Source organism: Halodesulfovibrio aestuarii DSM 17919 = ATCC 29578, assembly GCF_000384815.1.
Taxonomy (GTDB): Bacteria; Desulfobacterota; Desulfovibrionia; order Desulfovibrionales; family Desulfovibrionaceae; genus Halodesulfovibrio; species Halodesulfovibrio aestuarii.
On record NZ_ARQF01000020.1, the window covers coordinates 577,558 to 602,584 of the forward strand.

A 25,027-nucleotide genomic window follows, 5' to 3' on the forward strand; every position below is an offset into this window, starting at 1 on the left:
GTGTTCGTTGCGGCACAGTAGCACACAGCGGTTCATGTTCAAAATCATTATTATAGTACTGTAATACCAGTGTATTAAAAAAGCGATCCTATTCTACAAAGAGAACAAAACCGCTTTTTTACCTTTTGAATAATCTACTCGACTGGTTCAAAAAATTCTTTTTCTGCTCCGCAAAGTGGGCAAACCCAGTCTTCCGGCAAATCTTCGAAAGATGTCTCTGGTGGAATATTATTTTCAATATCACCAAGCTCCGGGTCATAGATATATCCACACGGACATTCATACTTTTTCATTTGTTCCTCCAGTAACTTTTTTTAGATCATGGAGATACTATGCACATAACAAATTAGCTTAGCAAGAGAATTATCCACCGAACTTACAGGCATTTTCTGTGCATATTAATTTAATCTGCTTTACTACATAAGGAAGAATATTGTGCACAAGCACTCGTACACCGGCGCCATTGGGATGATGTCCATCCTTCTGATTTAATGAATGATCAAGTGCAACACCCTCAAGAAAAAAGGGATAAAAGGACACATTATATTTTGCAGCAAGGTCAGGAAAAACCGCATCAAACATCTCAGCATATTTTTTGCCGAAATGCGGAAGCGAATACATACCAGTCAGTAATAAACGAATGTCCATGTCCTGAATCTCACGGATCATTGCTGCAAGGTCACTCTTCATTCGCACCACATTACGGCGCTGCAACATATCATTCGCACCCAGCTCCATAATAATGATATCCGGCTTGGTCAGCAGAATCTTAGACAGACGAACACGCCCTTGTGCTGTTGTATTTCCGGCAATGCCGTCATTATCCACTACAACAGAATACCCCAGTTCCCGCAGAGAGTCTTGCAAAACCACAGGAAATGCGTCCATTGCATTATCAAGTCCGTAACCGGAAATGAGGCTGTCACCAAAGGCTGAAATAAAAAAGATTTTTCCGGGGGGCGGCACGAAACCTTGTGCTTCAGGAGTCAAGTGCGCAAGCTCTGTTCCCGGATGCGCAAACTGTATTCTTGAACGAGGCGTATATGCTGCTTGTCGTACATGAAGCGGAGAGGCGTTTTCTTGAACCGCGACGGCAACAAGCTGTGATGAATGCTGAGCACAGTTTCCCCAACTACACACAACAAAAAACAACAGAACCAGCACACCTGCATAGATGCGACTGCACCGCATCAGCCGACTATGTTTCATCATCTTCTCCACAAGCTGTTTTGAGTGTTATCTATGAGTATATTACTCAGTATACACCTGAAGCTATATAAAAAAATGATATGAACGTACGACACTGTCTTTAAAAAAAAAGAAGGAGGAAGAAGAAGCAACAGACTGAAAAGGCACTTCGTTGACGCGTTATAACTGCTCTCAACTTATTACAATCAACAAGGCGCGACAGAGAAAAGTACCCCTTCAGCCCTAAAAGGATAGGATGCGCTACTGAATTACAGATCAACCAATTCTACGTCATTGACTTCAATAGGTAATCCAAGGAACCAGCTGCCGGTTCTTGCAAAACGTGAGATATCATCTGTAGTAAGAAAATGAGTTCTACCACAAGACGCTTCTTTACGAAGCAACCCGCGAACTGACAGCATTTTTTTTACTTCCTGTGCTGTAGTTTCAGCAGAATCAACAATATGGACGGAGTCTCCAACCACATTGCGGATAGATGACGCAAGCAAAGGGAAATGAGTACAACCAAGGACGATTGTGTCCGGTGCTTTTTTCTGTGCAGAGTCAAGGGGGGAAGCAAAAAATGGGTTCAGGTAACGTGCGACAATACCTTCAACAAGTTCGCCATCTGTCCAGCCTTCTTCTGCAAGCGGAACAAAAAGCGGACACGGCACCCCTGTTACTTGAATATCAGGGCGCAATGCATAAATTTCACGTTGATAAGCATTGCCACGAATAGTTGATTCTGTGGCGAGCACAACAACACTGCCATTCTCAGTTACTGCACAACTTGCAGCAGCACCGGGTTTCACAACTCCAAGCACTGGAATATCTGGAAACGCCTTTTGCAAAGGCTCAATAGCCACGGAACTCGCTGTATTACACGCAATAACAAGCATCTTAACACCACGTTCCACTAACTTTCCTGCAGCCTGCACTGCATAGCGGACAATAGTTTCCTGACTCTTAGTTCCGTAGGGTAACCGCGCAGTATCACCAAGATACAATATTTCTTCGCACGGCAAAGTTGAACGCAATGCTTTAAGCACAGTCAGCCCGCCAACACCGGAATCAAACAGTCCAATAGGAAGAGAAATCATTCTGGTATCTCCAACATCAATCCTTCAATTGATGGTTATATCTGGCCACCAAGGATGGCTGCGCTAAAATTACTCCTGCGGCCCAAAAAAGCAAGTATGGTTACAGCACCCAGCATAGAAACACTATTTCCTTTATTATCAACTACTACCAGCCCAATATATACCATAGCTACATAGAATCGGAGAGCAAAATAGCGCATACTAAAAAATCTACTACTCACTAATATTCTTGCTTTTTTAGCAAAATGCCTGCGGACAGGAGAACAGTATGATGCAACACAACAAACCCTCTTTAGCTGAAGAAGAATCCATCTTCTCGCGATATATAGAACTTTCCGGAAATCCCATGATGCCTGTAACTCCAGGATCCTGCATAGGCAGAGCGTTGCGCTTAAGCCACTTTTTCCTCACCTCGGAAGTCGGAGACGAGAAAGAACAAGATCAGTTGCACAACTATTCCATTGATACTGCCACAGACAAAATTTATGCAACAACGCTGGGCGTACTGCATATCCATAATAACAAGATTGTTGTACGCCCCATCCTATATCCTGCAAATGATGGTATGACCGTTTATGGTGACATCTACCATAAAGACTTTTCCGGAAACTCACTTTTGCTCAGCCACTATGCAGCAGCCCTCTGGCATCTGAACGTAAATGCCCCCATAGACACAGCACGCTTCAACGCTGCAATCCGTAAAGCAGAATCGCAAAACACCCCTGTGCGTATGGTTCCAATTTGTAAGGGAAGACCTGCCATACATGAAGAGCCTCCCGTCATTATCCCGTTGTTACCGCAACGGAGACGACACACTGTAGAAAAATCATCAACAACCGTTGATTTTAAGGATCAGGGTTTTTTTGCGGAAGTTCCTGCTAACACACCAGTTGCCGTTAAAATACCATCCGCTGAACCATCTAACGGATTTGACGTATATGGAAATGCTCTTCCTGTAATGGAGCAGCCAACCCCAGTTGGAGAAAACAAAACGACGACTTTGAATATCGGAAAAAATCTATACGGAATCCTCCAACAGAGCGGGCACACAATTTATTACTCATCGTGCAAAGGATTGATGAGTATCCGTGATGACACCTTATCGATCACAGATGTGCTGCGCATTGATGGAGATGTAAACATAAAAACAGGCAATATTATTGTGGAACAAGGCTCGGTACATATTACCGGATCGATTACTCCGGGTTTCACAGTCAAAGCCCCACAGCACGTTATTGTAGATGCCAGCGTGGATCAGGGTACTATTTCCTGCGGTGGAGATGTGTTTATTTCCGGCGCCATTATCATGAATAAACTAAATACGATACTATCTAAAGGCTCAGTCTACGCAAACCATATGCATAATGCAGAAGTTATCGCGGCACACAGCATTGTAACCTCCGGATCTATTGTGAATTCAAAACTCACAGCAGGAAATGCTATCCGCACCTGTACAGAAAAAGGCACAGTACTGGGCAGCACGTTAGTAGCAGGAAGCGAAATCAACATTGCCGGAGCCGGCGGCGAAAACGGTAGCCCACCTATACTCATTATTAGGAATAATGAAGGCACCCAGAATACATTACGCAGAATAACGTCAGAAGCTGAAATGGTCTTATCACAATCAATTTCAAAGCTTGATGACTGGATCAAAAAAAGTCAGGAAAAAAAACTCACAGGATCAATGTGCCAACATGCAGACACGTTACTTAAGAAAGCCAAGCGGATTCGAAAAAACATCTCCAACAGAGTCACACCGTGCATTGCGCATCCACTTCACCGCGTAATTATCCGCGGTACTGTAGCAGAAGGTACACAGGTTACCATGCACAGACAAACACTGACTATCAAACACCCGTTACCCAAATTATCTATGGAGTTAGAAAACCATCATCGAGCTGTCAGATCACAAACTACGGGCACAGGTACCGCTTCCACAGTCGCTTTAAGCCACTATGCATCAACCGGACGGGGTGAAATGTTTCCGGCGCAAGCTGAAACGGAAGGATAAAACCGTTCCCATCAAACTCTTGTGGAGTAGCCAGAACGTACTCAAGTTGCTTCTCGAAAGCCCCGGGCACATTTTTTCGTTGCAACTCACCCCACAGTGGTATTTCATCAACGCTACAGTCCAGCACTGAGTACAAAGCTGTATCAAGCGATACGGGGTCACCAGCTGCGCCTATAAGTCCTAAGGAATATGGCTCACCGTCGCTCGGCCCTGTCTTATGCATACAGGTAATGCCGTCCACTACGCTTACGGATTCAGGTAACGCTAACGCTACATCTACCAACAACTCCCTGAAGGCGTTTGCTTTATCACCATGTGTAGAATGCGCAATAGCTTTTCGAACCCCACTCACACACCCAAACAAATTTTTAACAGCAAAAGTAGCCCGCATCTGCGTATGCGCTTTCATTCGTGGAACATTCAGCAGCATATCGCACTCCAGAGCAATGCGTGATATGCCGATAGATGTACCACTTTCAAATCTCACACATTTCGGAGAATCCAGAGTGACAAGCGGAACATTTAGGCGCTCAAGTCCTTCCAGCAGTCCGATACTCCGTGCAACAGAAACAGCTGAACCGAATGCAGGAGAATCGCCTACAACAACAGAGCAGCCATAGTCCAAAAGGTTCTCGCACACAGCTTCCACAACAATAGGGTTTGTACAACAAAGCCCATTGCTATCAGCCTTCAGCAAATTAGGTTTCACTAATACTTTTGCCCCTGTTGAAGGTGCAAAATGAATGGCCTGCAAACAATCCCTTACCGCCTTATGCACAGCCTTGTACTCATACTCAACACAATGCGTCAGCGCCACAGGGATCAATCCGCCAGAAATTTTCTGCTCAGGTTTCGTCAATAGTTACTCCGTTTCCTCATCCCACTCGGTCTATCTCCAGCAATGGGTGCATGTACACATTCACCAGATCCTCCCTGCAGTAACATTGTCAGCCCGAATAATGTTCGCTCTACGTAGGGTACAAAAAATATTATTATCCTCCGCTCCTATTCCTTGTCATCAAAAAATACACATAAACGCTTCTGAATACTTCCGCCCCCATCTCACCAGTATACCCATTTCATCATAACAAACTAAACATATTACAGATACTGACATTGACTTCAATATTAGCTGCTGCTAACTGGATATAAAATATAATTTAGTGTTACTAAAGGATGACGACATGAAAAAAAGTATTATTCTGATGTGCCTTGCTTTACTGCTTGCAACAACTTCTCTCGCATTTGGTCATGAATTCATATTCGTCCCGCAACAATGGCAATCCTACCATGCAGGGCAACAACTTCCTTTCAGTCTCGCTTCCTCACATGCTTTTATGCACAGTGAGGAACTGGAAGCAAAAGAAACCGTTGAAGCTTCCTATGACGGAAACAACATAACTCTTTTCCCTAACAAACCATATTTCACATGGGACGGCAGTGTAAAACTCAAAGGTGGACAAGCTGCAGTTCTCTCGGCACACCGCAAAGGTGTCGTATGGAGCAAAACAACAAAAGGGTGGCAAGAAGGAGATCGTTCCACATTAAAGGGAGTTATGCTTTCAACAAAATATGAAAAATTTGCAAAATGCATTCTTCCGGTGGACGGAGAAACCGCGAATTTTGACCGCAAACTTGGCGACTTGCTTGAAATCGTTCCTGTGGACAACCCGCTCACAGCACGTGTCGGTGACGATATCCGCGTAAAATTTCTGTTCAAGGGCAAAACAGTGGCACCGGAACATGTTTTCGCAACTTACAACGGTTTTACCGACGTTGAAAACGCCTATGCGTACACAACCGAACCATACGGTGACGGCATGGCAAAAATTCATATTTCCCATCCAGGCCTGTGGATGATCCGCGTACAGCACGTAATAAATGAAAAAAGTGATAACTATGAAAGTCACGCAATCCGTGCTACTCTAACATTCCCGGTTGCGAAGTAACATGCGTAGATACCTGTTTATATTTGCATTAATACTAGCAACAACATGTGCATTAACAACTAGTTCTGCATTTGCCCATGGGGTAGTTGCCAACAGTATTTCAAGTAAATCAGTTGCGGTACATTTTGGATACGCAGGTGGCGACCCTATGTCATACGCTGAGGTGCTTGTGTACGCTCCGGAAGCAAAAGACGGAGACCCTGAGTTTCAAAATGGACGTACTGATGCATCAGGCAACTTTGCCTTTATTCCTAATACTCCAGGGACATGGAGCATTTCGGCTTCCGACATGGGGCACAGAGCGGAAATGCAGATTAATGTTACAGGAGAGGGTATTGCAAAGGCTCAAGTCTCTGCAGGACTTTCTTCCCAAACACTGCGTATCGTGCTTGGATTAAGCCTTATTCTTAACCTCCTTGCTGCATGTCTCTTTCTGAAACGTTCGCAACGGAACAAGCGAGCTAGCTAAGCACGTGCAGACGTGGAAAGGGTCACGGCAAGACTGATGCTTGTCCATGATCCATGAAAACATAACGTGTGTCCTACTAAATATTCCCAAAAGAGTAGCGGTACATATTAGAATAACAGATGTAACAACATAACGTTATTGACGAAGTTGTACCTCCACGTTATTTTACCCCTTCACATCGGGATGTAGCGCAGCTTGGTAGCGCACTTGAATGGGGTTCAAGGGGTCGTGAGTTCAAATCTCGTCATCCCGACCAGAGAATACAAGGGTTTGCAGCGATTCGCTGTAAACCCTTTTTTCGTGCGGCTGAACACCGGCTGAACACCTGAAACTCACTCAAGTCGAAAGATTCAATTAACTGGCTGGAATACCATGACCTGTTATATTTGGAGTGAAGAACACCTAGGTGTTCTGCCGCTAGCTAGCCTTCACAATTTTAGCGACTTCTTCTAAGACTACTTCCATCGCATCAAAAGGATTCTCTGGATTTGTATCCATATGTTCTTGAAATTTATTTTCAATATTTACGAACACATATTGATAAAATTCTATATCGTCTCTAATTCGACGTAACAGTAAAACTTTTTCCTCTGACATTTGCATAAATTTAGAATTGTTTTGTCTAATTTCAGCAAGCATCTCAGGCGTTATGCATTGAACTGGAGAAGAAAAAACACCATCATTATAGTCAACATATAATGCAGCATTTTTGGCTCTGTTGGACTCCTGATGAAAGTTCTCTTTTTTCTCATCAAATATCTTAGCAGCCTCTTTCAACTCTCCTTTTTCTCGTGCTTTCCTCTCATCATCACTTACTTCTAAGTAATAGGCATTCGTTTTATTTTTGTTTGCGTGAAGTGTAGTAATTTTTTTAAACTTTTTCTCATTGAACTCTCCAGTAGTAAGTAAATGCGTTGCATAAACTAAAATAAATTCTATCTTTCCACACTCCTCCATTGAAATTTGATGCAACAAATACGACCTAGCTATAGCCCCATTCCTCGCAAGTACATCTGCCTCATGAAATAACTGATCAGCATTTTGGAAAGTTAAAACTGCCCCCTGCACAAAACTACAAAGCAGTTTTTTTTGGTCATCATCAAGAACCACTTTATTTTCGCTTTCTTTATTCACAATCACGCCTCCGCTATTTGCTCGCTTATTATCTTTGCAATTATTCCCCTCAAACTATCTGAGCAGCTCGCCACGCCATTAATACTTCAACAGGGCATTCTCCCTGTAATATTACCAAAAGTGAAGTGTTAGCTTTATAACTTCATTACAAACACATCCCTCCACTGAATGCACAGCGGCCTCTGAGTACTAACCTTGACGATACTGGCTTCTTTACGAAGGATTGTGCGCATCCCGTCAGAATCCGCTAACCACAGAGCCTCATCATCTATATCCTGAACGACAGTCCAATGCGCCCAATCTTCAGAGGCAAAGGACATCACTATCGCGGTATGCGGTTCAGCTAGTACTTCTGAAAAAATCCGCCACATCTGTCCCAGAGAACGCGGTTTCGCCTTAATGAAAGGCCGAACATGCCTGATGCCAAAAGCGGGTCTGAGAACCTGTCTATTAAGGAATAGTAAATCGCGGAGTGTTAAGCCTGCTATATTGATGAAAGGGAACATCCTTCCGATCTTCTAGTGCCATTAAGCAGGTTGCAAACAGTGCATGGCAAGAACTCTCTGTAAGGTTTGGCTCTACTATTCTGGCAGCATTAAAAAGGCTGTAGATTCCACAAAATCCATCCAAGGCGCCTTGTTGTAAGGGGCGTATTCTCTTCTTTTTAGGTCGTGCCACCGCTATTCCTCACCGTCTGCAAGAGTGCTTTTTGACACTACCACTTGGAAGCCACTGTTATCGGGAAACACTAGTGAGAGACTAGCCATGTTTTGAAAGACCTGTGGATCACCATCCAAATCTGCCAACACCGGAAAATACTCATCTAGCAGTTTAATCCGCTCTTCCGGTGCTATTTCCACAGAAAAAAGCCTTACTATTAGCCGTGCTACGTCATACTCATTCATACTATTCCCCCATTATTTCCTTAAGTTGTGAAGCTGGTCGCACATCCCAGTATAGGTCATGGTCGACTTCAACAAAGGCCACCTGAATGTCCAAGAGTTCAGATAGGGAAAAATAGCCCCATTCTGCGTTTTGAGTGTCTCCTAAAAGGATTACGTATCCGAAGAAGGTGTCATCGCCATCAGAATCGCTCCTAGTTTCATAGACACTCTTTTGTAACAAGATTAGCTATCATATTACTTATTACGCACTAGAAAAGCTCCATAGAGACTTACTCTACGGAGCTTTTCTTACTTTTTTATCAGATCGATATTCTGCTCTAACAAGCCCCCAATTGGGACTACCAGCTAAATGAAAAAAGGGAGGGAGGAAGCTTCATTATTGTCGGCGAAAATTAAAGCCAATTCTAGTTACAATTGACAGTCCCTCTTCGGTTTGCAATAGATAAATAGTGGATTATTTTCAAAGAAAAGTGCCGCGAAATTTTCAATAAGATAGGAGACTGAACATGGCTGACTTAAAAGATATGTACCAGTGCCAGGTAAGCAACTGCGGATACGTATACGACCCTGACAAAGGAGAGCCAAAAACCAACACCCCTCCTGGGACAGCTTTCAAAGACCTTCCTGACGATTGGAAATGCCCTTTTTGCGGTTCTTCAAAAAAAACATTTAGGCCACTAGCAGGCCCTGGATCAGTAATTGAAGAGGGTAGCTAGAGTCCGTTAATTAAGCCGACAGCATTTCTGATACAATGTCCTTGCTGCCACTCCAGAAACATCATCCAGCACAATTTCCAAAACAATGGGTACAAGCTGCTCCTCTCTCTTGTAACGGGATTAGCTACCATATTACTCACTACGCGCTAACGAAAAAAAGCTCCATCGGTAATTACCCATGGAGCTTTTCTCATAGTTCAATCTAAAGCGCATGTTATTTTTCGGAACGATTATTACTTAGGGAATAAATGAACGCTACATGGCCCAACCTTCACCGTTGGAGCCGCATGTCAGTACTTCTGCTGCATCAGCAGCAACTGCAATACAGTGCTCAAAATGGGCGGAAGGCTTGCGATCCTTTGTAAAAATTGTCCAATGATCCTTAAGAGTTTCAGTGGCTTTAACTCCAGCGTTGATCATGGATTCCACAGCAATGACAAGTCCTTGCTTGATCCTGTTACAAACGTGTGGACACATGTTTGTTTTAGAATCAGTTTCGACGCAATCTGACACATTAGTTTTCGTAACAAAAAAAGGTGAAGTAAAATACTTCACCCTTTTTCATGTAGATTCGATTAACTTCAGGCATCGTAAACATCTTGCTTGATGTGCTTGCTGTGATAAGATGTTATATTTCAGATGATAGATCGATCTTTATAAGACTACTTCAATAAGAAGCATAAGCAGTGAATGGTGTGAGCAGGAAAGAAACTTCGCACTACTTTAACTTATGGAAGAACTGAGCACTTTGTGCCAAGCAAGGCTATCCTGAGCCTGAAATTCCTTTATTTTTCCTCTTTAATTTCGCTCTGACCTGCAAGCTTAAGAATATCGTTTGCAGTTTTGCCATTCATGACTGCATAGATTTTCTTTTCAATTTCCTTCTTAGAGAAAATGCCTTCTGATGCTGCTTCAAGAGTCTTTTTGGCTGTGATCTTAGCAAAGGCAGCCTTAACACGTAGCTTGTCTTTTTCAGGCACTTCTTTCATTACTTTTTCATAAGAAGAATCAAAGGCTTCTTCAGAAGAACCATCAATTGTCGGAGTGCAACCGATTAAACCAATCAGGAGAACAGTGGCAGCGAAAAATGCTATAATATTTTTTAGATTCATGATTAACCTTTTTAGAAAATGGGATATGAAATTGCTCACAATCTAAGATTGGTTGCATTTTCCACCACACGAAGTCAACAACACATTTTTTTACAAAAAAATACCTATAAATCAAACAAGTTAAACACTGAACACCCGGAACAAAAATCAAAGCAACGAACCATCAAGTATAACTGCACTAATTAACAATACATACTCAACAGAACTTACAGCTTGGATGTAAAAAAAGTCTTCCGACTCCATTTGAAGACTAAGTGCACCTGATTACGTAGACATTATTCTATTCTGACAGGTAACACTGTGCCAGTTACGCGCTAATAAAAAACTCCACAGCAATAGGTTATGCGCTTTTTGTATCCTTCAGAACAAGTAAACTTTAAAATTTAGACATTATGCACTTGTAATAATATTATTCTAAAGCAGTAACGATCTTTTCCAAAGTAATATATGCAAACCAACATCTTTATATTACTGTAATACATTCTTATTAGATTTTTATAATATGTAGTTATATGATTCCTTACTGTTATATACTAATTTAATATTGGAAAAAAAATTTACTAAAACATAATTATGTGACATTAAAATTCTTATCTAATTTTATCATCAAAAAAATGACCTTTTATGAGTAATAAAGAATTATGAAGAGCAATTTTATAGACAAATAAAATTACAGTTGAAGAACGCAAGTAATTTATCGAAAGCTTACTTTAATAAAAAATAAAATTGTTTTTTAAAATAACTATTGACCATTTGTTTCAAACAGCATAGTTTCTGTTAATCAATTTGAACGAAGTGCATTTTTCTTTTATGATCAATGCACATCTCTTCCCTGTTTTTTTGGGGAATACCTTTTTTTCGGAGTTTTTTATTTTGACTAAGAATATTTATGTTGGCAACCTCTCTTGGGAATGCACTGATCAGGATCTTCGTACCCTTTTTGCTGATTTCGGCGACGTTACTTCTGCTCGAGTAATCGAAGATCGTGAAACCGGTCGTTCCCGCGGCTTTGGCTTTGTAGAAATGGAAGCCGCAGGTGCCGGACAAGCTATTGAGTCTCTCAATGGTTCAGACTACCAGGGCCGTAACCTCAAGGTTAACGAAGCCCAGCCTCGTCCTTCTCGCCCTCGCTACTAAGCGATTGCGATAGCGATTAGATAATTAAAAAGCCCGCCATTTGGCGGGCTTTTTTTTATTGAAAAATGTTTTTCCTGCCAGAACCATACGGCCCCCTGCGGCCGAACACTGGATGTACATCTGCCTGCTCATCCATATAGAAATATTCAACAAAGACTATAAATCACCGTTTTAAAAATGGAAGATTAAGGTGACATACCATATTCTACACACATAGAAGTTAAAAAATTGCCCTTAATACGCTAACTTGATACTCACCATATATATTTTTCTGACATATATAAAAAAACTCGCATAATAAATACGTTGATGCCATCAGCTTAACAGCGGGAAGTTCCGCTTTCCAGTACATTATACATAACTGCATTAACATCGAACCAACCCAAAAAAGAGAACTAGTTTATGCAACACACAGGATCATGTCTTTGTGGCGAAGTAACTTTTGAAGTCGATGGGGATTTTGAAAATTTCTTTCTCTGTCATTGTGAGCGTTGTCGCAAAGATACTGGCTCTGCTCATGCTGCAAATCTATTTTCTTCCACAGCCCAATTACGATGGCTATCAGGCAAGGAGAATGTAAAAACATTCAATTTTAAGTCAACTGGGCATATAAAAAGCTTTTGCTCTGTTTGCGGATCGGCGCTTCCAAATATTCAGATGGATGGAACATTATTAGTTATTCCTGCTGGATGTCTCGATAGTGATGTGCCCATTAAACCTGAAGGGCATATTTATGTTGCAAACAAGGCCAACTGGGACAATGAGTTGCAGAATATACCCGAGTTCGACCATCTTCCAAACGAGGACAACGCCTGATTAGTAGTCCCACAAAAATTTCACATTAACACCCCATTATCTTCATATGTTACTCCACTAAGACAATCTATATCACTTCAAAAAAATTCGGCCAACTCCCCCGATAGAATATTGGGAAAAGCTGGCCGATTATATACATCTAGTTTTTTTTCACCCCGTCTATTGAACGAAGCCCACTACAAAAAGACTACTACCACAAAGAAAGGTAGGATTATTTTTCAGGAACACCTTTGCTCCAGTCACTCCAATTTGCGATGACATGATCTACAAAACGAATACCAACTTTAGCAACGTTATGAATGCCACTAGCAAAGCTGCCAGAAGAGCCTTCTAGAACAGGATCAACGTCCTTCAAAATACTTTCACTCGGAATCCCCTGATCAAAATTAACAGGAGTACGCAGGCTGATCACGCGATCAGCATGCCCATACTTTTTGATTACGTATGCCACAGCCATGCCTTCCATTTCTGTAGTTGAGTAAGTCCCTGCCTTATACAAATCGCAGATATACTGAGCCTCTCTGGAAAGTCCGGGGCCATGAAAAAACGTATCGGCGGTCACACTGGAGCCTATTCCAACAAAAGGATCACGACGGGCCGCCTCTTCTGGGTATTTCAAACGATACTTTTTCGAATTTTCAGTATCGTTAAGCGGTGTATCTTTTGTCAGTTTATACGCTCTGGCAACAAGTGCAGGATTAACTTTCAACAATCGAGCCTCTTCGTCACCTTCACGGGGGGCAAACAGGGGGGCACCTGCAGGGACTTCACCAAAAGCCCAACGGTATCCAAGATCGTAATCAACAAGCCAGTCAGACCAAAAAACGGCTGCAATAGTGCCTACGCTTGGAGGGGTACCCGCACAGCCAGTGATAATGAAGTATGTCTTGGAAAAATCAAAACGCGGATCTGCCAAAATCGCAGTCATAGAAGAAGAACTGCGAACCTTACCCACACCAAGAACAGAACCCGCCACCCCATCTTTGTTAACAAACAAAGCGTGTTCGGCACCGGCCACTTTAATTTTTTGAGCGGCAGTGAAGTAACGTTCGTACCAGTGCTGGAATTCACCAGCCTCATCTCCGGTATTGTTACCGATTTCAAACTGTGCACCAATAAAAACACGAATTTTTATTTTCTCTTGAGCTAACGCACTACTAACGCTGCAAAGCATTACAACAAGAATTACCATACAGAAAATAGACCGCTTCACATTCTCTCCAAATTTCCCGCTCAGGTTATAAGCATACGAACACATGCCGTATAATTTCCCCTGACACCAAGGGGATGCCTCACCTCATTACAACGAACTTTTCTTTATACAAAACAAAACGTCCAGACTCCCACTTCTGAAAAAAATCTTTCGTTTCTTCAGTTAAGAAGGGGTAGCGCCTTAAATCTTTCTTTCTCACAAGAAAAATTACATCTTTGTCTTTGAGAGCTTCTTCCAGCTGCTGTTTATTTTCGTAATTCCTTATTGGAACATCCAAATAATACTGCATATTTTTTATTTCAGCGAAGTTGAAACTAACAACGTTGCTGTTATCATCCTTCAATTTTCTAACTTCATCTGAAACAACGCGCAAGCCAATATCCTGATTAAACTTAGGAATTTCAGTAATAACCCCAGCACTTACAAACAACATCGCAACAACGATGCACCAACACCCTCTATGATAATTTAACCGCATAAGGCAGTGCAGTCCAAATCCTCCAGAAATACCGGCAAGGACAAGCGCAATGTAATTATAGGTAGAAATGCTGAAAGGCAGTATTCCTAACATACTGCTGATTATTGCCACCGGCAGTCCTAGAACAAAAACAAAAGCTACTGGAGAGAGTGTGTTTCGTGCTATTTTCTGTACCGGAATTCTCTTAGAAATTAGTAGGAAATAAAATGGAACAAGCGGATAAATCGGAAGGAGGTAAATATCTAATTTCCCACTAAAAAGAGACATTGCAAAAAAGTTCAAAACTATTGCACTGCTCAGTAGTGTACCAACTGCAGTTTCACCTGGGCGTTCCTTCCAGAACACAAAAAATGAACACAGAAAGCATAGAGACCACGGCAACATGGTGTACCATATGTTCCTGCTGTAATAATAGAAAGGGCGCGCATGATGGAAAGAATTAATACCACGTCCAAGGGTCTGCTTAACAGTTAAAGCGTAGAGATATTCTGTTCCACCCTGCAGGTATGCTCCAAGAAACCAAAGTCCAAAAAGTAACGTCAACAGCGTGAAACACCAGCGAAGACGGAGTTCTTTGATAATGGAAAACTGCTTAGTTCTGAACACAAATCCCGTGACAGCCAATGCAGGAAACAGAATACCAACCGGCCCTTTGGTAAAAACGGCAAAAAATATTGAAAGGTAGAAACCGATCCGGTTTTGCCATGAACTTGCGCCCTGAGCTATCTCGTAAAAAAAGTACAGCGCCAAAAGGATGAACATTGTCATAAGCATATCCATGCGAACAACCAATGCTGCCCCGAAAAAGAATCCTGTTGTTAGCAGCATCCCGCAAGAAAGTAACTGTTCTTCCTCCGTTAAATCTCTCTTCGTAAGAGCGCACATAACCTCACAGCCGATAATCGCCGGAAGAGAACTAAACAATCCCAGAAGAGGCATTGCGTATGTCTTAGTAAATGAAATAATCCCCATCACAAGCCAGATATACAGTGGCGGCTTATCTGGATAGATTTCATTATGATTCCAGAATGCAAAAAACCAGTTATTCGCGAGAGCTTCTTTGGCAATACTTAAATATTTTAGCTCGTTTTTAATGGTGGGGTCACGAACAAAGAAGACTGTCATGGTGACCAAAAGAAAAACAGCATATAGCCAGTATCTTTTTTTCATAATCATCCGGACTAACCTAAATTATAGTGCATTCATTCATCCTTTTGCAGATGTAAAATACAAAACTGCACATTACAAAATACTAACCACACACCTATGTGGGCTTGCAATTGCGACACGATAACTATCATGAAATACAATGAGGTATCTCCACAAAATACATGTACCCAAAAATATTTAGCGATTATATATAAAGCGTAATAACACCATAACTGTCAATAATTATTAGATAACAACACATCTCATTATATGATCCTTTAATAAAACAAGATCCGCAGACATTGCTGAGTCTGTGAGCCACAACGCCGTTGTAGATTCTGTATTTGGGTATATCACAGTTGCTAAAAAAAATCGTAACACGTTGGTTACACTTTGGTAATGTTACTTGAATGAAAAAAGACCGCCCTGTCTAGCAGGACGGTCTTAACTTTTATGGGCTGAGCCCGAGTATACGAGGTGTAAATGTTGAGAGTTCGGGGAAAACAATTACTAGCACTAAAGCAAAAAGTGCTGCCCCGATAAGCGGAAGTGCCGGCTTGGTTATATCTTCAATTCTTAGACCGCTGATATTGGCACCGACATAAAGGTTTACGGCTACAGGAGGCGTTACTTGCCCGACTGCCAGGTTAATGGTCATCATAACCCCAAACCAGATAGGATCCCATCCGAAATGTACAATGAGTGGTAACAGTATAGGCAGGAATACGTAATAAATAGAAATCGCATCAAGTATCATACCGGCAAGAAGCAGGATGATATTGATCATAAAAAGAACTATCCATTGATTTTCGGACACCGCAAGCAGGATTGAGGCAGATTTTTCAACTAATCCAACGGTTGATCCAACCCATGAAAAAAGACCGGCACATGTAACAACAATCATGACAATAGCAGTTGCATGAACCGTAGCGGCGAAAATCTCAAATAACTGGCTAAGTGAGGTGAGAGTACGGTAAATGAACAGGCCCACTACAAGCCCGTAAACAACAGCTACCGCCGCAGCCTCAGTGGGAGTAAAAATACCACCATAGATCCCGCCAAGAATAATGACGGGAGTCATCACTCCCCAGAAAGCATTTTTGAAAGCTTTTCCAATTGGCTCCGGATTTTCTACAGGCGCAGCTCTGTATCCTTTTTTATATGAGATTATCCAAACAGCAAGCATTATACAGCCAGCAACAAGTAACCCCGGTATAAAGCCCGCAGCAAAAAGAGCAGGAACAGAAACGTTGGCAACCCCGCCGTATACAATAAAGGCAATACTTGGAGGAATAACAATCGCCAGACCCGATGTAACTGCCACGGTGGCTGTTGCAAAGGGCTTATCATAACCAGTTGAAACCATACCGGGAATCAAAATCAAACCGAGAGCCGCCACCGTTGCAGGACCGGAGCCGCTTACTGCACCCCAGAAAGTAGCTACAGCAACGGTAGCAATGGCAAGTCCACCCGTTCTGGAACCAACAAGTGCTTTCATCAGATCAATAATACGCCCGGCTATACCGGCACGTTCCATGATAACACCTGCAAGAATGAAAAAGGGAATTGCCAACAGAGGAAATTTCGCAATGCCTGCATAGATATTATACGAAAGCATTTCATATCCCATATCCCACTTGTAAGCCACGACCAGTGCGGAAGAAGCCAAAGCGATGGCTATGGGAACTCGAAGAAGAAGTGGAATAACGAAAAGAGCTACGGTCCAGAAAGCAGGATCTTGAAGAAGTTTTTCAATCATTCAACTGTTCCTTATATGTTGTCGGAACGCATATCAGTCCATGCGCGTTGAAGTATTCTAACAATAATAAGGAGTGAGAACATAGGGGTCGCAATTGTGTACCACCACACAGGAATAGCTAATGACTCCGTTGTTACTTCAAGATCAATTTCATCCATAACCTCTATCCATCCAAGATGGAAAAGAGTGCAGAAAAAGCCGATGGAAAGAACAAGAAAAATTCCGTAACAGATCATTCGACATTTTTTAGGCAGCTTATCGTAAAAAAGGGACACGCCGAGATGATCTCCCTTACGAAAGGCATGTGCTGTACCAAGAAGAACAACCCAGACAAAAAGATTAACGGTAAGCTCTTCTGTCCATGAAAAGGAAAGCTTAATAAAGTAACGGGTAACCACGTTTGAAAACGCGATGGCGACCATTACAAATAACAAAAACGAGGCAATAAGCTCCTCGAATCTGTTGAAGATAAATTTAATCATAAATAGGCCCGTACCTACGCGCTATTAATGGTATTTACGCGTTGTTAGTCTTTCACAATAAACGGCATATGCCGGGGCTTTTCCCTGAAACATATGCCGTTTATATTCTGTTTCACTTACTTGCTTGCAGCAATATCAGCTTTAGCTGCATTAACCAGATCTTCTCCAATAATTGGAATCCATTTTTCACGAACACCGGCAGTTGCGTCATAGAAAACTTTGGTTTGCTCAGGAGTAAGCTTGGTTACGGTCATTCCTTGCTCTGCAAGGAATACCAATGGAGCAGCAGGCGTTGGAACCATGTTAATTGACTCAAGGTAAGCAAGAGCACTGCCGTCATCAAGTCCTACACGGGAAATTGCTTTTGAGTACAGTTCTGCTTCCTTGGCGCATTCAAGAATAATTGCCTGATCTTCTTTAGAGAATGATTTCCAGACTCTTGGGTTCACACCAGTAATCAGTGGATCAATGATGTAGTGCCACTCTGTGATAAAATTATGATAATTCCATATTTTTACGGGAATGTTGATGCCATTGGTTGGATTTTCCTGTCCATCGACAACGCCTTGCTGGAACCCGGTAGTGGCTTCTGCCCAGTTCATGTTAACTGGATTTGCTCCAAGGGCTTTAAATGCATCAATGAAAATAGGGCTACCCACAACGCGAATTTTCAACCCTTTAATGTCTGCAGGGCTGGCAACTGCACGTTTAGAGTTTGTAAGCTCTCTGAATCCATTTTCTGCCCAGCCGATAGGTTTAACACCTTTCTTTTCAATGGCAGCAAACATCATCTTACCGGCTTCTCCGGCGCTTAATGCATCAAGAGCCTTGTAACGATCATCCTGCATTGCAAGGAAAAATGGGAGAGCTGTAAGGTTGAGCGGCTTGATCTGAGGGGACCAGTTGATTGTGGAGGCCATAGCAAAATCAATCGCGCCATTTCTGAGCATGAGAAATTCTGAAGTCTGCTTTCCGGCAAGGAGCTGACTTGAAAAGTAGCATTTAATGTTGATTCGACCATCAGTGCGTTCGCGTACCAGATCAGTAAAATACTGGGCAGATTTTCCCCAGCCGGAAGCTGCACCTGGAACTACGCTCAGCTTGTACTGTGATTTATATTGAGCGAATGCTGGTAAGGATGTAACCACGAGAGTAAGTGCTATAATAAGCAACGTACACAATTTTTTCATAACAGAGTCTCCTGCTCTCAATACAGTTGTCGGAATAGAATATAGCATCACAAACAGTACAATATGCTTGGTGGCATAAAGATCCGCACGCCTGGTTCGGCAAATTACAAATCATTGGTACGTTATCCGTGCTCTTTGTATACATTTTTGTACAATCGCGCAATATTATGCCTTTGTTTGTTTTCATTGTTTTTTAAGCAGGTTATACTTTGAAAAACAAGGATCACACAAAATACAAAGCTACCACCACCTCTATTTTGACAAAAAAGTTACATACAAACGCTGTAATATTCACACATCAGTCTTCCAAATAGTTGTCAGTGACTGTTGGCAGATTTTTCTAGCTTTGCCTGACTGATGTTTCTATTTCCCAACTACATCCTGACAGCTGATGAACCTGATCAAGCCGAAAGAAGTGTATTTGGAAGCCAACGGCCGGAATACAGCGCTTCGTAAAGTCCCCCTTCCCCGTCAACCCAAAAATAAAGGGTAAGCTGGCCTCTGTGCCCGCTTACCCTCTTTATTATCTGCCTATTGCTTACCTACGCTTCTTTATTGCTTTAACGATCTGCGCAATATCCTTCCAACGTTCCTTTTCAAGTCTCTCGGCACTCTTGTGTTGCCTCTCGGCCGCGTAAGACAATTCTCGCTTCATCTTATGGTAGCTGACAAGACGTTCTTCTGAAACAGTTCCTGTTGCCACTGCTTCCAACACACGACAGCCTGGCTCGGAGGTGTGGGAACAATCATGAAATCGACATCCAGCAGCTAGTTCTTCAATATCCCCAAAAGACATCGATACACCGTCGCCTGCATCCCAAAACGCAATCTCTCTGATTCCCGGGTTATCAACAATCATCCCACCATCAGGTAACATTATCAAATCGCGCTCTGTCGTTGTGTGTTTACCTTTCACAACAGCACTGCTCACGGCACCGGTTCGCTGGATGTCTTTTCCAACAAGACGATTCAATAACGTAGACTTACCGGCACCGGAGGAACCAATCATTGCAGCTGTTTTTGTACTGCCATCAAGGTGTGCTTTTAGTTTCATCAGTCCTGTATCATCTTGAAAGCCAAGTAAATGTACAGACACACCAAAAGCAATAGCCTCAACCTCACACACAAATGTTTCTGGAACCACCTGCGTGTCTGCTTTTGTCAGCACAACGACAGGAGTTAAGCCGCAGTTGTATACGAGGGTTATATATCTCTCTATCCGGCGCAAATTAAAGTCCCGATCAAGCCCGCAAACAATAATTACAATATCAACATTAGCAGCAATAACTTGCTGTTGTCTTGCTGCATCCTCATGCTTGCCTCGCCCGCCAGAAGCACCGCGAGACAACGTTTTTTCACGAGGAAGAACTGTTGTAATTACTGAATCCTTCACCAGAACCCAGTCACCCACTGCCGGAAACACTTCCTGCTTTTGATGCAATAACCTGCCGGATATGGTCGTTAGCCATTCTCGTTGGCCATTAGTGACTAAAAACGAATGCCTTCTCACACCACTTACTCTCACAGGAGACCCCGAAGGATTATCCATCCCGTCAAAAGAAGCCTGAAAAAAACTATTCCACCCTAACAGCACTAAACTGGATGTCGAACAATCGATGTTGCTCTCACTACTACGTTGTTTATTCATTGTATTCTCATCGTTAAGAAAACACTGCCTCAGCTTATCAAATAATCCCAAGCGAATGCTCAGAAAATTGCGGCAGATATACAAACTATGTTCAATATCTTTAAGTTCATCTACCGACGGTAAGGCAATGCATATAATAGAAACGGGAAGTTTTTACCGGTCATTAATCAGACACAACAAAAGACTCCACCAATACGACTAGTTTCGTAGTGAAGAGTGGCTGCTGATGAGAAGGCAAGCCTTGAGACGTGCACCTGAACAGCTGCACGGGATAGCATGTGCTATGTTGTAATACGTTGCTCCTCAGAAACAGGAGCAACACGATTCAGTGCTAAACTGGCTACTTTCTAATCAACAGCCAGAAACACATCATCCATCGAACCTGTGAACACAAAAACTCCTTTAATTATCTGTTAAAACAATGAATTCGATAACCACACATAAGCGAACTGTCAATTATTCCGCCAGAGCTATCTACCCAAGACTATCTTAGTAATATTTTAATATCATTAATATATTTTCTATATTGCCGAGTCTCTCAGCATCAGGTAATCGTTAGAGATAAAAATCAACAACGTTATTATTATGACATTGAAAGTATAATTTATTTCCCAGAACAAAAATGCATATCAATATGAAATTGTAAGGAATATTACCAACCTCACATGGACACGCAAACACCTACGACAGCCACGTGCCACGATTGCGGATTGACGCAAGCACTCCCTGAAATGAAAGAGGGAACAAAAGCAATCTGTACGCGTTGCGGTTCGTTACTGTTCCAAAAAACAAAAGATACCACCCAACGCACATTATCGCTTGCTATTACCGGACTTATTCTTTTTGCCATTGCTAATGCATACCCATTCCTTTCCATGCAAGTAGAAGGAAGAGTACAGGAAACAACCTTAGTTACGGGCATTATCTGGCTCTTTACCAATGGAATGCAAGGATTGTCCGCCCTTGTTCTTTTTACAAGCATCATTGTGCCGCTGCTTCAGCTTATTGCATTAATTTTTATACTCACCCCTATTCAATTCGGACAACTGGCTCCTAAGACCGGAGTAATTTTTCGGACAGTACGCCACCTTATGCCATGGAGCATGATGGAAGTGTTCTTACTGGGTATTCTGGTCTCCATGATCAAACTCGGTAAAATGGCTACCATTATTCCGGGTACTGCAATCTGGGCATATACGGGATTAATTCTTATCCTCGTCACTGCGTTTTCCGGTTTGAATCCGCATGACATATGGAAAAGGCTCCCTATTAAATCGGCAGATACCCATTCAGACATATGCACACAGTCTGCCACATGTCATAGCTGCTCACTTGTAAGCGGCATACCGGAAACACACCATACAGCCTGCCCCCGCTGCGGTGCAGGACTGCATCTGCGCAAACCGAACAGCATTCAGCGAACAACAGCATTGGTTGTTGCCGCTGTCCTTTTGTATCTTCCGGCCAACATGCTGCCCATAACGATTACACAAGCACTCGGCAGCACTCAGGCAGATACCATTATGAGCGGAGTCATATATTTCATGTTCTCAGGATCATGGCATATTGCACTCATCATCTTTATAGCCAGCATACTCATCCCCCTTTTGAAACTCATCACGCTGGTATATCTGCTTATATCTGTAAAATTTAGCCATCAATGGAAACCGGAAACCCGCACTAAGATGTACCGCTTAACAGAAGCCGTTGGCCGCTGGTCTATGGTAGACGTATATGTAGTCACTGTGCTGGTCGCCCTGGTACAGCTAGCCCCGTTTGCCTCCATACAGGCAGGGCCGGGAGCTGTGTATTTTGCTGCTGTCGTGGTTATAACCATGTTTGCAGCAGAAAGCTTTGACCCCAGACTTATATGGGATCAGAAGGAACAATAAATGTCAGAAGAAAACACTGCCCCATCATCTGAAACGCTGCCACAAGCCTCCATCTGCAAGAAAAAAAGCTTTTCCTTGATTTGGATTGTTCCCCTTGTAGCGCTGATCATAGGCGTCGGGCTAATCTATACAACTATGATGAAAAAAGGCCCGACAATTACCATCACCTTTGCTTCTGCGGATGGACTCGAAGCCGGAAAAACAAAAGTTAAATATAAAGATGTGGAGATAGGCAAGGTTGAATCTGTTGAACTTGCCGAAGACTTTAAGCACGTTGAGGTAACTGTTTCGCTCGTTAAAAAGGCTGATGCATATTTAAACGAACAGACACGTTTCTGGGTTGTCCGCCCGCGGCTTAGCGGAGGGACTGTTACAGGGCTAGGCACCTTGCTCTCCGGTGCGTACATTGCGGTAGATCCGGGCAAGGCGGGTGAATCGCAATACGAATTCAAAGGATTAGAAATTCCTCCGGTGGTAACGGAAGGCACCCCCGGTAAACTATTCAGACTTGAAGCAGGTGACCTTGGCTCTTTGGACTACGGTTCCCCCATCTACTACCGTGGTATTAAAATAGGACAAGTTGTAGGGTACGGGTTACGAGAGAATGGCGAAGGCGTTATTATTACAGTCTTTGTTGATGCTCCATATGACGCCTACGTCAAAGACTCCTCCCGCTTCTGGCTGGCATCCGGTATGGATCTAGAAATGGGTACAGACGGCATCCGTTTTAATACAGAATCACTGGTGAGTCTGCTCATTGGCGGCATATCCTTAACAAATCCTGATCACCTCAAGAATACGCCTATTGCTGATGCAGAAGACGTATTCCAGCTATTCCCGACGCGCGAAGCCGCGATGACAGAACAATTTCTCGAAAAAGAGTACTATGTACTTAAATTTGCACAGTCTGTCCGGGGACTTTCCATCGGTGCTCCAGTAGAATTCAAAGGATTCCCGGTTGGACATGTTGTTGATATCGGAATTGAATTCGACTGCAAAAGCAACAAGGTGCTTGTACCCGTTCGCATTGAAGTTGAACAGAAACGTTTGCAGCGCATAGCATCACAGACTGGGAAGGTGGACACTGACGCAATACTTAAGCTTCTTGTTAAGCAAGGTTTGCGTGGTCAGGTTCGTACTGGAAACTTACTCACAGGTAAGCTTTACGTAGCGTTGGATTTCTTTAAAAATGTCGAACCGGCAAAAATTATTGCCGAAGATGGTGTTATTCAAATCCCAACTACACCGACACCTATTGAAGAGCTTACCAGCAACCTGTCCGCTCTACTTGAAAAATTGCAAAAAATACCAATGGAAAAAATCGGAAACAATGCCATTGAGACCTTACAAGGTATTAAACAGGCAAGTAACAAATTAGAGTCTCTCGCAGAATCAAACGAAATCCGCCTTGCCTTCCAGAAAACCCAAAAAACTATGGAAGGTGCGCACCAGTTGTTATCAAAAGATTCCGCAACAGTTGTAGAACTACAGCGTGCCCTTCGTGAAATGAGCGAAGCTGCTAGAGCCATCCGTTCGCTGGCTGACCAGCTGGAGCGTCATCCAGAATCATTACTTCGAGGAAAAGAGAGAAAATAATGCGTAAAATCGTATCAAACGCCTTACTGTTCGCAACACTGTCTATCATATTAGTTGGTTGTGGCGCAGGGTCCCCACCATCTTCGTACTATATTCTTACAAGTTCCAACCAACAGACTTCGCAGGTTCAGCCGCTTAACAACATCAGTGTCGGCGTCGGGCCAGTACTTGTCCCCGGACATCTTGATCGCTCACAAATTGTGACAAGCACAGGCAAAAACAGCATCACAATCCACGAATACCAACGCTGGGGTGACTCATTTAAAACACAGGTTGAAGAGACACTCGCAGAAAACATTTCTATCCTGCTTCAGACTCCAAAAGTTGCCATATATCCATGGGAACGTGCTCAACGTCCAGAATACCAAGTTTACGTTACTATACGAAGATTTGAAGGCAAAACAGGTATGAATGTTACACTGGATGCCATCTGGCAAATTGTACGTGTAGACACGGACAATTCGTTACTCACGCGCCATTTTGTCGAAACCTTTCCAGTTGCCGAAAACAACATAAGTTCCTACGTCCAGACGCAAAGCAATGCACTTGGAACACTAAGCCAAGAGATTGCAAAAGGGCTGCACTCAGTAGTCGCACAATAAAAAACAAGGCAGATTGAATACATTCAATCTGCCTTGTTTTTTACCATTACTATCTGCCTGCTATTTTGGATCTTCCACAGACTCATACGTGTCACCTGTTATCACTTCGCCGGCTATCTGTTCTTCATACCTGATACCCCATTGCTTCATCTCCAGAAAAATAGGGATAAGCGACTCGCCTAACTCTGTGAGAGAATATTCTACTCGGGGTGGCACCTCATTATACGCAGTACGGGTAACAAGTTTGTCCGCCTCAAGCTCCCGTAATTGTTTTGTCAGCATCCGCTGGGTAATTCCATGCAGCGTTTTTTGTAGGACGCCAAACCGCAATACTTTTGCCTGAGACAAATGATACAAAATGACAGGTTTCCATTTTCCACCAATCACCTGCATAGTAAGCTCAAAAAAGCACCTGTAGCTCCTGCCATCCACCTCTTTAACGTCACATCTGCGAATCATCATATCTCCAACGGTACCCTGC

At 42.8% G+C, this 25,027-nt stretch carries 24 protein-coding genes and 1 tRNA gene; 10 read left to right on the forward strand and 15 right to left on the reverse strand.

All coding sequences use genetic code 11. The features are described from left to right. Positions 1-134: 134 nt before the first annotated feature. From rd to murI, 3 genes are all read right to left on the reverse strand, one after another. Positions 135-293, reverse strand: a complete 159-nt coding sequence (gene rd, locus F461_RS0108570) for a rubredoxin (RefSeq protein ID WP_020000742.1) — start codon at positions 291-293, stop codon at positions 135-137. Between the two features lie 70 nt (positions 294-363). Beyond that, the gene (locus F461_RS17545) at positions 364-1,209 is read right to left on the reverse strand and encodes an arylesterase (RefSeq protein ID WP_020000743.1); all 846 of its coding nucleotides are present in this window, start codon (positions 1,207-1,209) and stop codon (positions 364-366) included. Between the two features lie 248 nt (positions 1,210-1,457). Further along, entirely contained in the window at positions 1,458-2,288 is an 831-nt protein-coding gene (gene murI / locus F461_RS0108580) for a glutamate racemase (protein ID WP_020000744.1), read from the reverse strand. Between the two features lie 268 nt (positions 2,289-2,556). Here murI and F461_RS0108585 point away from each other — a divergent pair, with 268 nt between their 5' ends. Beyond that, a complete protein-coding gene (locus F461_RS0108585; RefSeq protein WP_020000745.1) occupies positions 2,557-4,299 on the forward strand; it encodes a flagellar assembly protein A in 1,743 nt (580 codons plus the stop codon). Here F461_RS0108585 and F461_RS19035 read toward each other — a convergent pair. Further along, positions 4,202-5,158, reverse strand: coding sequence for a DUF362 domain-containing protein (locus F461_RS19035; RefSeq protein ID WP_020000746.1), 957 nt, complete (start codon positions 5,156-5,158; stop codon positions 4,202-4,204). The two genes, F461_RS0108585 and F461_RS19035, sit on opposite strands and share 98 nt — an antisense overlap. A 325-nt stretch (positions 5,159-5,483) precedes the next feature. Here F461_RS19035 and F461_RS0108595 point away from each other — a divergent pair, with 325 nt between their 5' ends. The 3 genes from F461_RS0108595 to F461_RS0108605 all read left to right on the forward strand — a co-directional run bounded on the left by F461_RS0108595 (position 5,484) and on the right by F461_RS0108605 (position 6,973). Beyond that, positions 5,484-6,248 carry a DUF4198 domain-containing protein gene (locus F461_RS0108595; RefSeq protein WP_020000747.1) on the forward strand — a complete coding sequence of 255 codons (765 nt, stop codon included), beginning with the start codon at positions 5,484-5,486 and terminating at the stop codon, positions 6,246-6,248. A 1-nt stretch (position 6,249) separates the two neighbouring features. Further along, positions 6,250-6,717, forward strand: coding sequence for a hypothetical protein (locus F461_RS17550; protein WP_051089199.1), 468 nt, complete (start codon positions 6,250-6,252; stop codon positions 6,715-6,717). A 179-nt stretch (positions 6,718-6,896) separates the two neighbouring features. Then, positions 6,897-6,973 (forward strand) — tRNA-Pro (locus tag F461_RS0108605). A gap of 161 nt (positions 6,974-7,134) precedes the next feature. Here F461_RS0108605 and F461_RS0108610 read toward each other — a convergent pair. Both F461_RS0108610 and F461_RS0108620 read right to left on the reverse strand, forming a co-directional pair. Beyond that, positions 7,135-7,851: an AbiV family abortive infection protein gene (locus F461_RS0108610; RefSeq protein ID WP_020000749.1), complete on the reverse strand. Its 717-nt coding sequence runs from the start codon at positions 7,849-7,851 to the stop codon at positions 7,135-7,137. A 680-nt stretch (positions 7,852-8,531) separates the two neighbouring features. Next, positions 8,532-8,756, reverse strand: coding sequence for a hypothetical protein (locus F461_RS0108620; protein ID WP_020000751.1), 225 nt, complete (start codon positions 8,754-8,756; stop codon positions 8,532-8,534). Positions 8,757-9,262: 506 nt separating this feature from the next. Between F461_RS0108620 and F461_RS0108625 the strand changes: the two genes are divergently transcribed. Next, complete coding sequence (locus tag F461_RS0108625; RefSeq protein ID WP_020000753.1) at positions 9,263-9,472, forward strand: rubredoxin; 210 nt, start codon at positions 9,263-9,265, stop codon at positions 9,470-9,472. A 255-nt stretch (positions 9,473-9,727) separates the two neighbouring features. Here F461_RS0108625 and F461_RS0108630 read toward each other — a convergent pair whose 3' ends face one another. After that, entirely contained in the window at positions 9,728-9,985 is a 258-nt protein-coding gene (locus F461_RS0108630; protein ID WP_020000754.1) for a M24 family metallopeptidase, read from the reverse strand. 272 nt (positions 9,986-10,257) lie between these two features. Next, positions 10,258-10,584, reverse strand: coding sequence for a DUF6694 family lipoprotein (locus F461_RS0108635; protein WP_020000755.1), 327 nt, complete (start codon positions 10,582-10,584; stop codon positions 10,258-10,260). Positions 10,585-11,457: 873 nt separating this feature from the next. Between F461_RS0108635 and F461_RS0108640 the strand changes: the two genes are divergently transcribed. Next, the gene (locus F461_RS0108640) at positions 11,458-11,721 is read left to right on the forward strand and encodes an RNA-binding regulator (RefSeq protein WP_026364699.1); all 264 of its coding nucleotides are present in this window, start codon (positions 11,458-11,460) and stop codon (positions 11,719-11,721) included. A gap of 402 nt (positions 11,722-12,123) precedes the next feature. Then, the gene (locus F461_RS0108645) at positions 12,124-12,537 is read left to right on the forward strand and encodes a GFA family protein (protein WP_020000757.1); all 414 of its coding nucleotides are present in this window, start codon (positions 12,124-12,126) and stop codon (positions 12,535-12,537) included. Positions 12,538-12,748: 211 nt separating this feature from the next. Here F461_RS0108645 and F461_RS0108650 read toward each other — a convergent pair whose 3' ends face one another. The 6 genes from F461_RS0108650 to rsgA form a co-directional block, all read right to left on the reverse strand. Next, positions 12,749-13,750, reverse strand: a complete 1,002-nt coding sequence (locus F461_RS0108650; RefSeq protein WP_020000758.1) for a nucleoside phosphorylase-I family protein — start codon at positions 13,748-13,750, stop codon at positions 12,749-12,751. Between the two features lie 79 nt (positions 13,751-13,829). Continuing rightward, entirely contained in the window at positions 13,830-15,404 is a 1,575-nt protein-coding gene (locus F461_RS18665) for an ArnT family glycosyltransferase (protein ID WP_020000759.1), read from the reverse strand. Between the two features lie 424 nt (positions 15,405-15,828). Further along, entirely contained in the window at positions 15,829-17,136 is a 1,308-nt protein-coding gene (locus F461_RS0108660) for a TRAP transporter large permease (protein ID WP_020000760.1), read from the reverse strand. A gap of 11 nt (positions 17,137-17,147) precedes the next feature. Next, on the reverse strand, positions 17,148-17,618 hold the full coding sequence (locus F461_RS0108665) for a TRAP transporter small permease (RefSeq protein ID WP_020000761.1): 471 nt from the start codon (positions 17,616-17,618) through the stop codon (positions 17,148-17,150). 116 nt (positions 17,619-17,734) lie between these two features. Then, positions 17,735-18,808: a TRAP transporter substrate-binding protein DctP gene (gene dctP, locus F461_RS0108670; RefSeq protein WP_020000762.1), complete on the reverse strand. Its 1,074-nt coding sequence runs from the start codon at positions 18,806-18,808 to the stop codon at positions 17,735-17,737. 538 nt (positions 18,809-19,346) lie between these two features. Then, positions 19,347-20,456 carry a ribosome small subunit-dependent GTPase A gene (gene rsgA / locus F461_RS0108675; RefSeq protein ID WP_026364700.1) on the reverse strand — a complete coding sequence of 370 codons (1,110 nt, stop codon included), beginning with the start codon at positions 20,454-20,456 and terminating at the stop codon, positions 19,347-19,349. A gap of 665 nt (positions 20,457-21,121) precedes the next feature. Between rsgA and F461_RS0108680 the strand changes: the two genes are divergently transcribed. From F461_RS0108680 to F461_RS0108690, 3 genes are read left to right on the forward strand one after another with little or no spacing between them, the layout of a single operon-like run. Next, on the forward strand, positions 21,122-22,348 hold the full coding sequence (locus F461_RS0108680; RefSeq protein ID WP_026364701.1) for a paraquat-inducible protein A: 1,227 nt from the start codon (positions 21,122-21,124) through the stop codon (positions 22,346-22,348). Continuing rightward, positions 22,349-23,944, forward strand: coding sequence for a PqiB family protein (locus F461_RS0108685; RefSeq protein WP_020000765.1), 1,596 nt, complete (start codon positions 22,349-22,351; stop codon positions 23,942-23,944). After that, positions 23,944-24,546, forward strand: a complete 603-nt coding sequence (locus F461_RS0108690) for a PqiC family protein (RefSeq protein ID WP_020000766.1) — start codon at positions 23,944-23,946, stop codon at positions 24,544-24,546. Before F461_RS0108685 ends, F461_RS0108690 begins: the two co-directional genes overlap by 1 nt. Positions 24,547-24,606: 60 nt before the next feature. On the opposite strand, the gene F461_RS0108695 is transcribed toward F461_RS0108690, so the two are convergent. After that, positions 24,607-25,005 (reverse strand): winged helix-turn-helix transcriptional regulator, encoded by a 399-nt coding sequence (locus F461_RS0108695; RefSeq protein WP_020000767.1) that lies wholly within the window; start codon positions 25,003-25,005, stop codon positions 24,607-24,609. Positions 25,006-25,027: the final 22 nt, after the last annotated feature.

Excerpts from the sequence above, each read along its gene's own strand:
- F461_RS0108680 (WP_026364701.1), top strand. The coding sequence starts at position 21,122 with ATGGACACGCAAACACCTACGACAGCCACGTGCCACGATTGCGGATTG.
- F461_RS0108695 (WP_020000767.1), bottom strand. The coding sequence starts at position 25,005 with ATGATTCGCAGATGTGACGTTAAAGAGGTGGATGGCAGGAGCTACAGG.
- rsgA (WP_026364700.1), bottom strand. The coding sequence starts at position 20,456 with ATGAATAAACAACGTAGTAGTGAGAGCAACATCGATTGTTCGACATCC.
- rd (WP_020000742.1), bottom strand. The coding sequence starts at position 293 with ATGAAAAAGTATGAATGTCCGTGTGGATATATCTATGACCCGGAGCTT.
- F461_RS17545 (WP_020000743.1), bottom strand. The coding sequence starts at position 1,209 with ATGAAACATAGTCGGCTGATGCGGTGCAGTCGCATCTATGCAGGTGTG.
- dctP (WP_020000762.1), bottom strand. The coding sequence starts at position 18,808 with ATGAAAAAATTGTGTACGTTGCTTATTATAGCACTTACTCTCGTGGTT.
- F461_RS0108625 (WP_020000753.1), top strand. The coding sequence starts at position 9,263 with ATGGCTGACTTAAAAGATATGTACCAGTGCCAGGTAAGCAACTGCGGA.
- F461_RS0108690 (WP_020000766.1), top strand. The coding sequence starts at position 23,944 with ATGCGTAAAATCGTATCAAACGCCTTACTGTTCGCAACACTGTCTATC.
- F461_RS0108645 (WP_020000757.1), top strand. The coding sequence starts at position 12,124 with ATGCAACACACAGGATCATGTCTTTGTGGCGAAGTAACTTTTGAAGTC.
- F461_RS0108620 (WP_020000751.1), bottom strand. The coding sequence starts at position 8,756 with ATGAATGAGTATGACGTAGCACGGCTAATAGTAAGGCTTTTTTCTGTG.
- F461_RS0108660 (WP_020000760.1), bottom strand. The coding sequence starts at position 17,136 with ATGATTGAAAAACTTCTTCAAGATCCTGCTTTCTGGACCGTAGCTCTT.
- F461_RS0108595 (WP_020000747.1), top strand. The coding sequence starts at position 5,484 with ATGAAAAAAAGTATTATTCTGATGTGCCTTGCTTTACTGCTTGCAACA.
- F461_RS0108635 (WP_020000755.1), bottom strand. The coding sequence starts at position 10,584 with ATGAATCTAAAAAATATTATAGCATTTTTCGCTGCCACTGTTCTCCTG.
- F461_RS0108665 (WP_020000761.1), bottom strand. The coding sequence starts at position 17,618 with ATGATTAAATTTATCTTCAACAGATTCGAGGAGCTTATTGCCTCGTTT.
- F461_RS18665 (WP_020000759.1), bottom strand. The coding sequence starts at position 15,404 with ATGATTATGAAAAAAAGATACTGGCTATATGCTGTTTTTCTTTTGGTC.
- F461_RS0108585 (WP_020000745.1), top strand. The coding sequence starts at position 2,557 with ATGATGCAACACAACAAACCCTCTTTAGCTGAAGAAGAATCCATCTTC.
- murI (WP_020000744.1), bottom strand. The coding sequence starts at position 2,288 with ATGATTTCTCTTCCTATTGGACTGTTTGATTCCGGTGTTGGCGGGCTG.
- F461_RS0108685 (WP_020000765.1), top strand. The coding sequence starts at position 22,349 with ATGTCAGAAGAAAACACTGCCCCATCATCTGAAACGCTGCCACAAGCC.
- F461_RS17550 (WP_051089199.1), top strand. The coding sequence starts at position 6,250 with ATGCGTAGATACCTGTTTATATTTGCATTAATACTAGCAACAACATGT.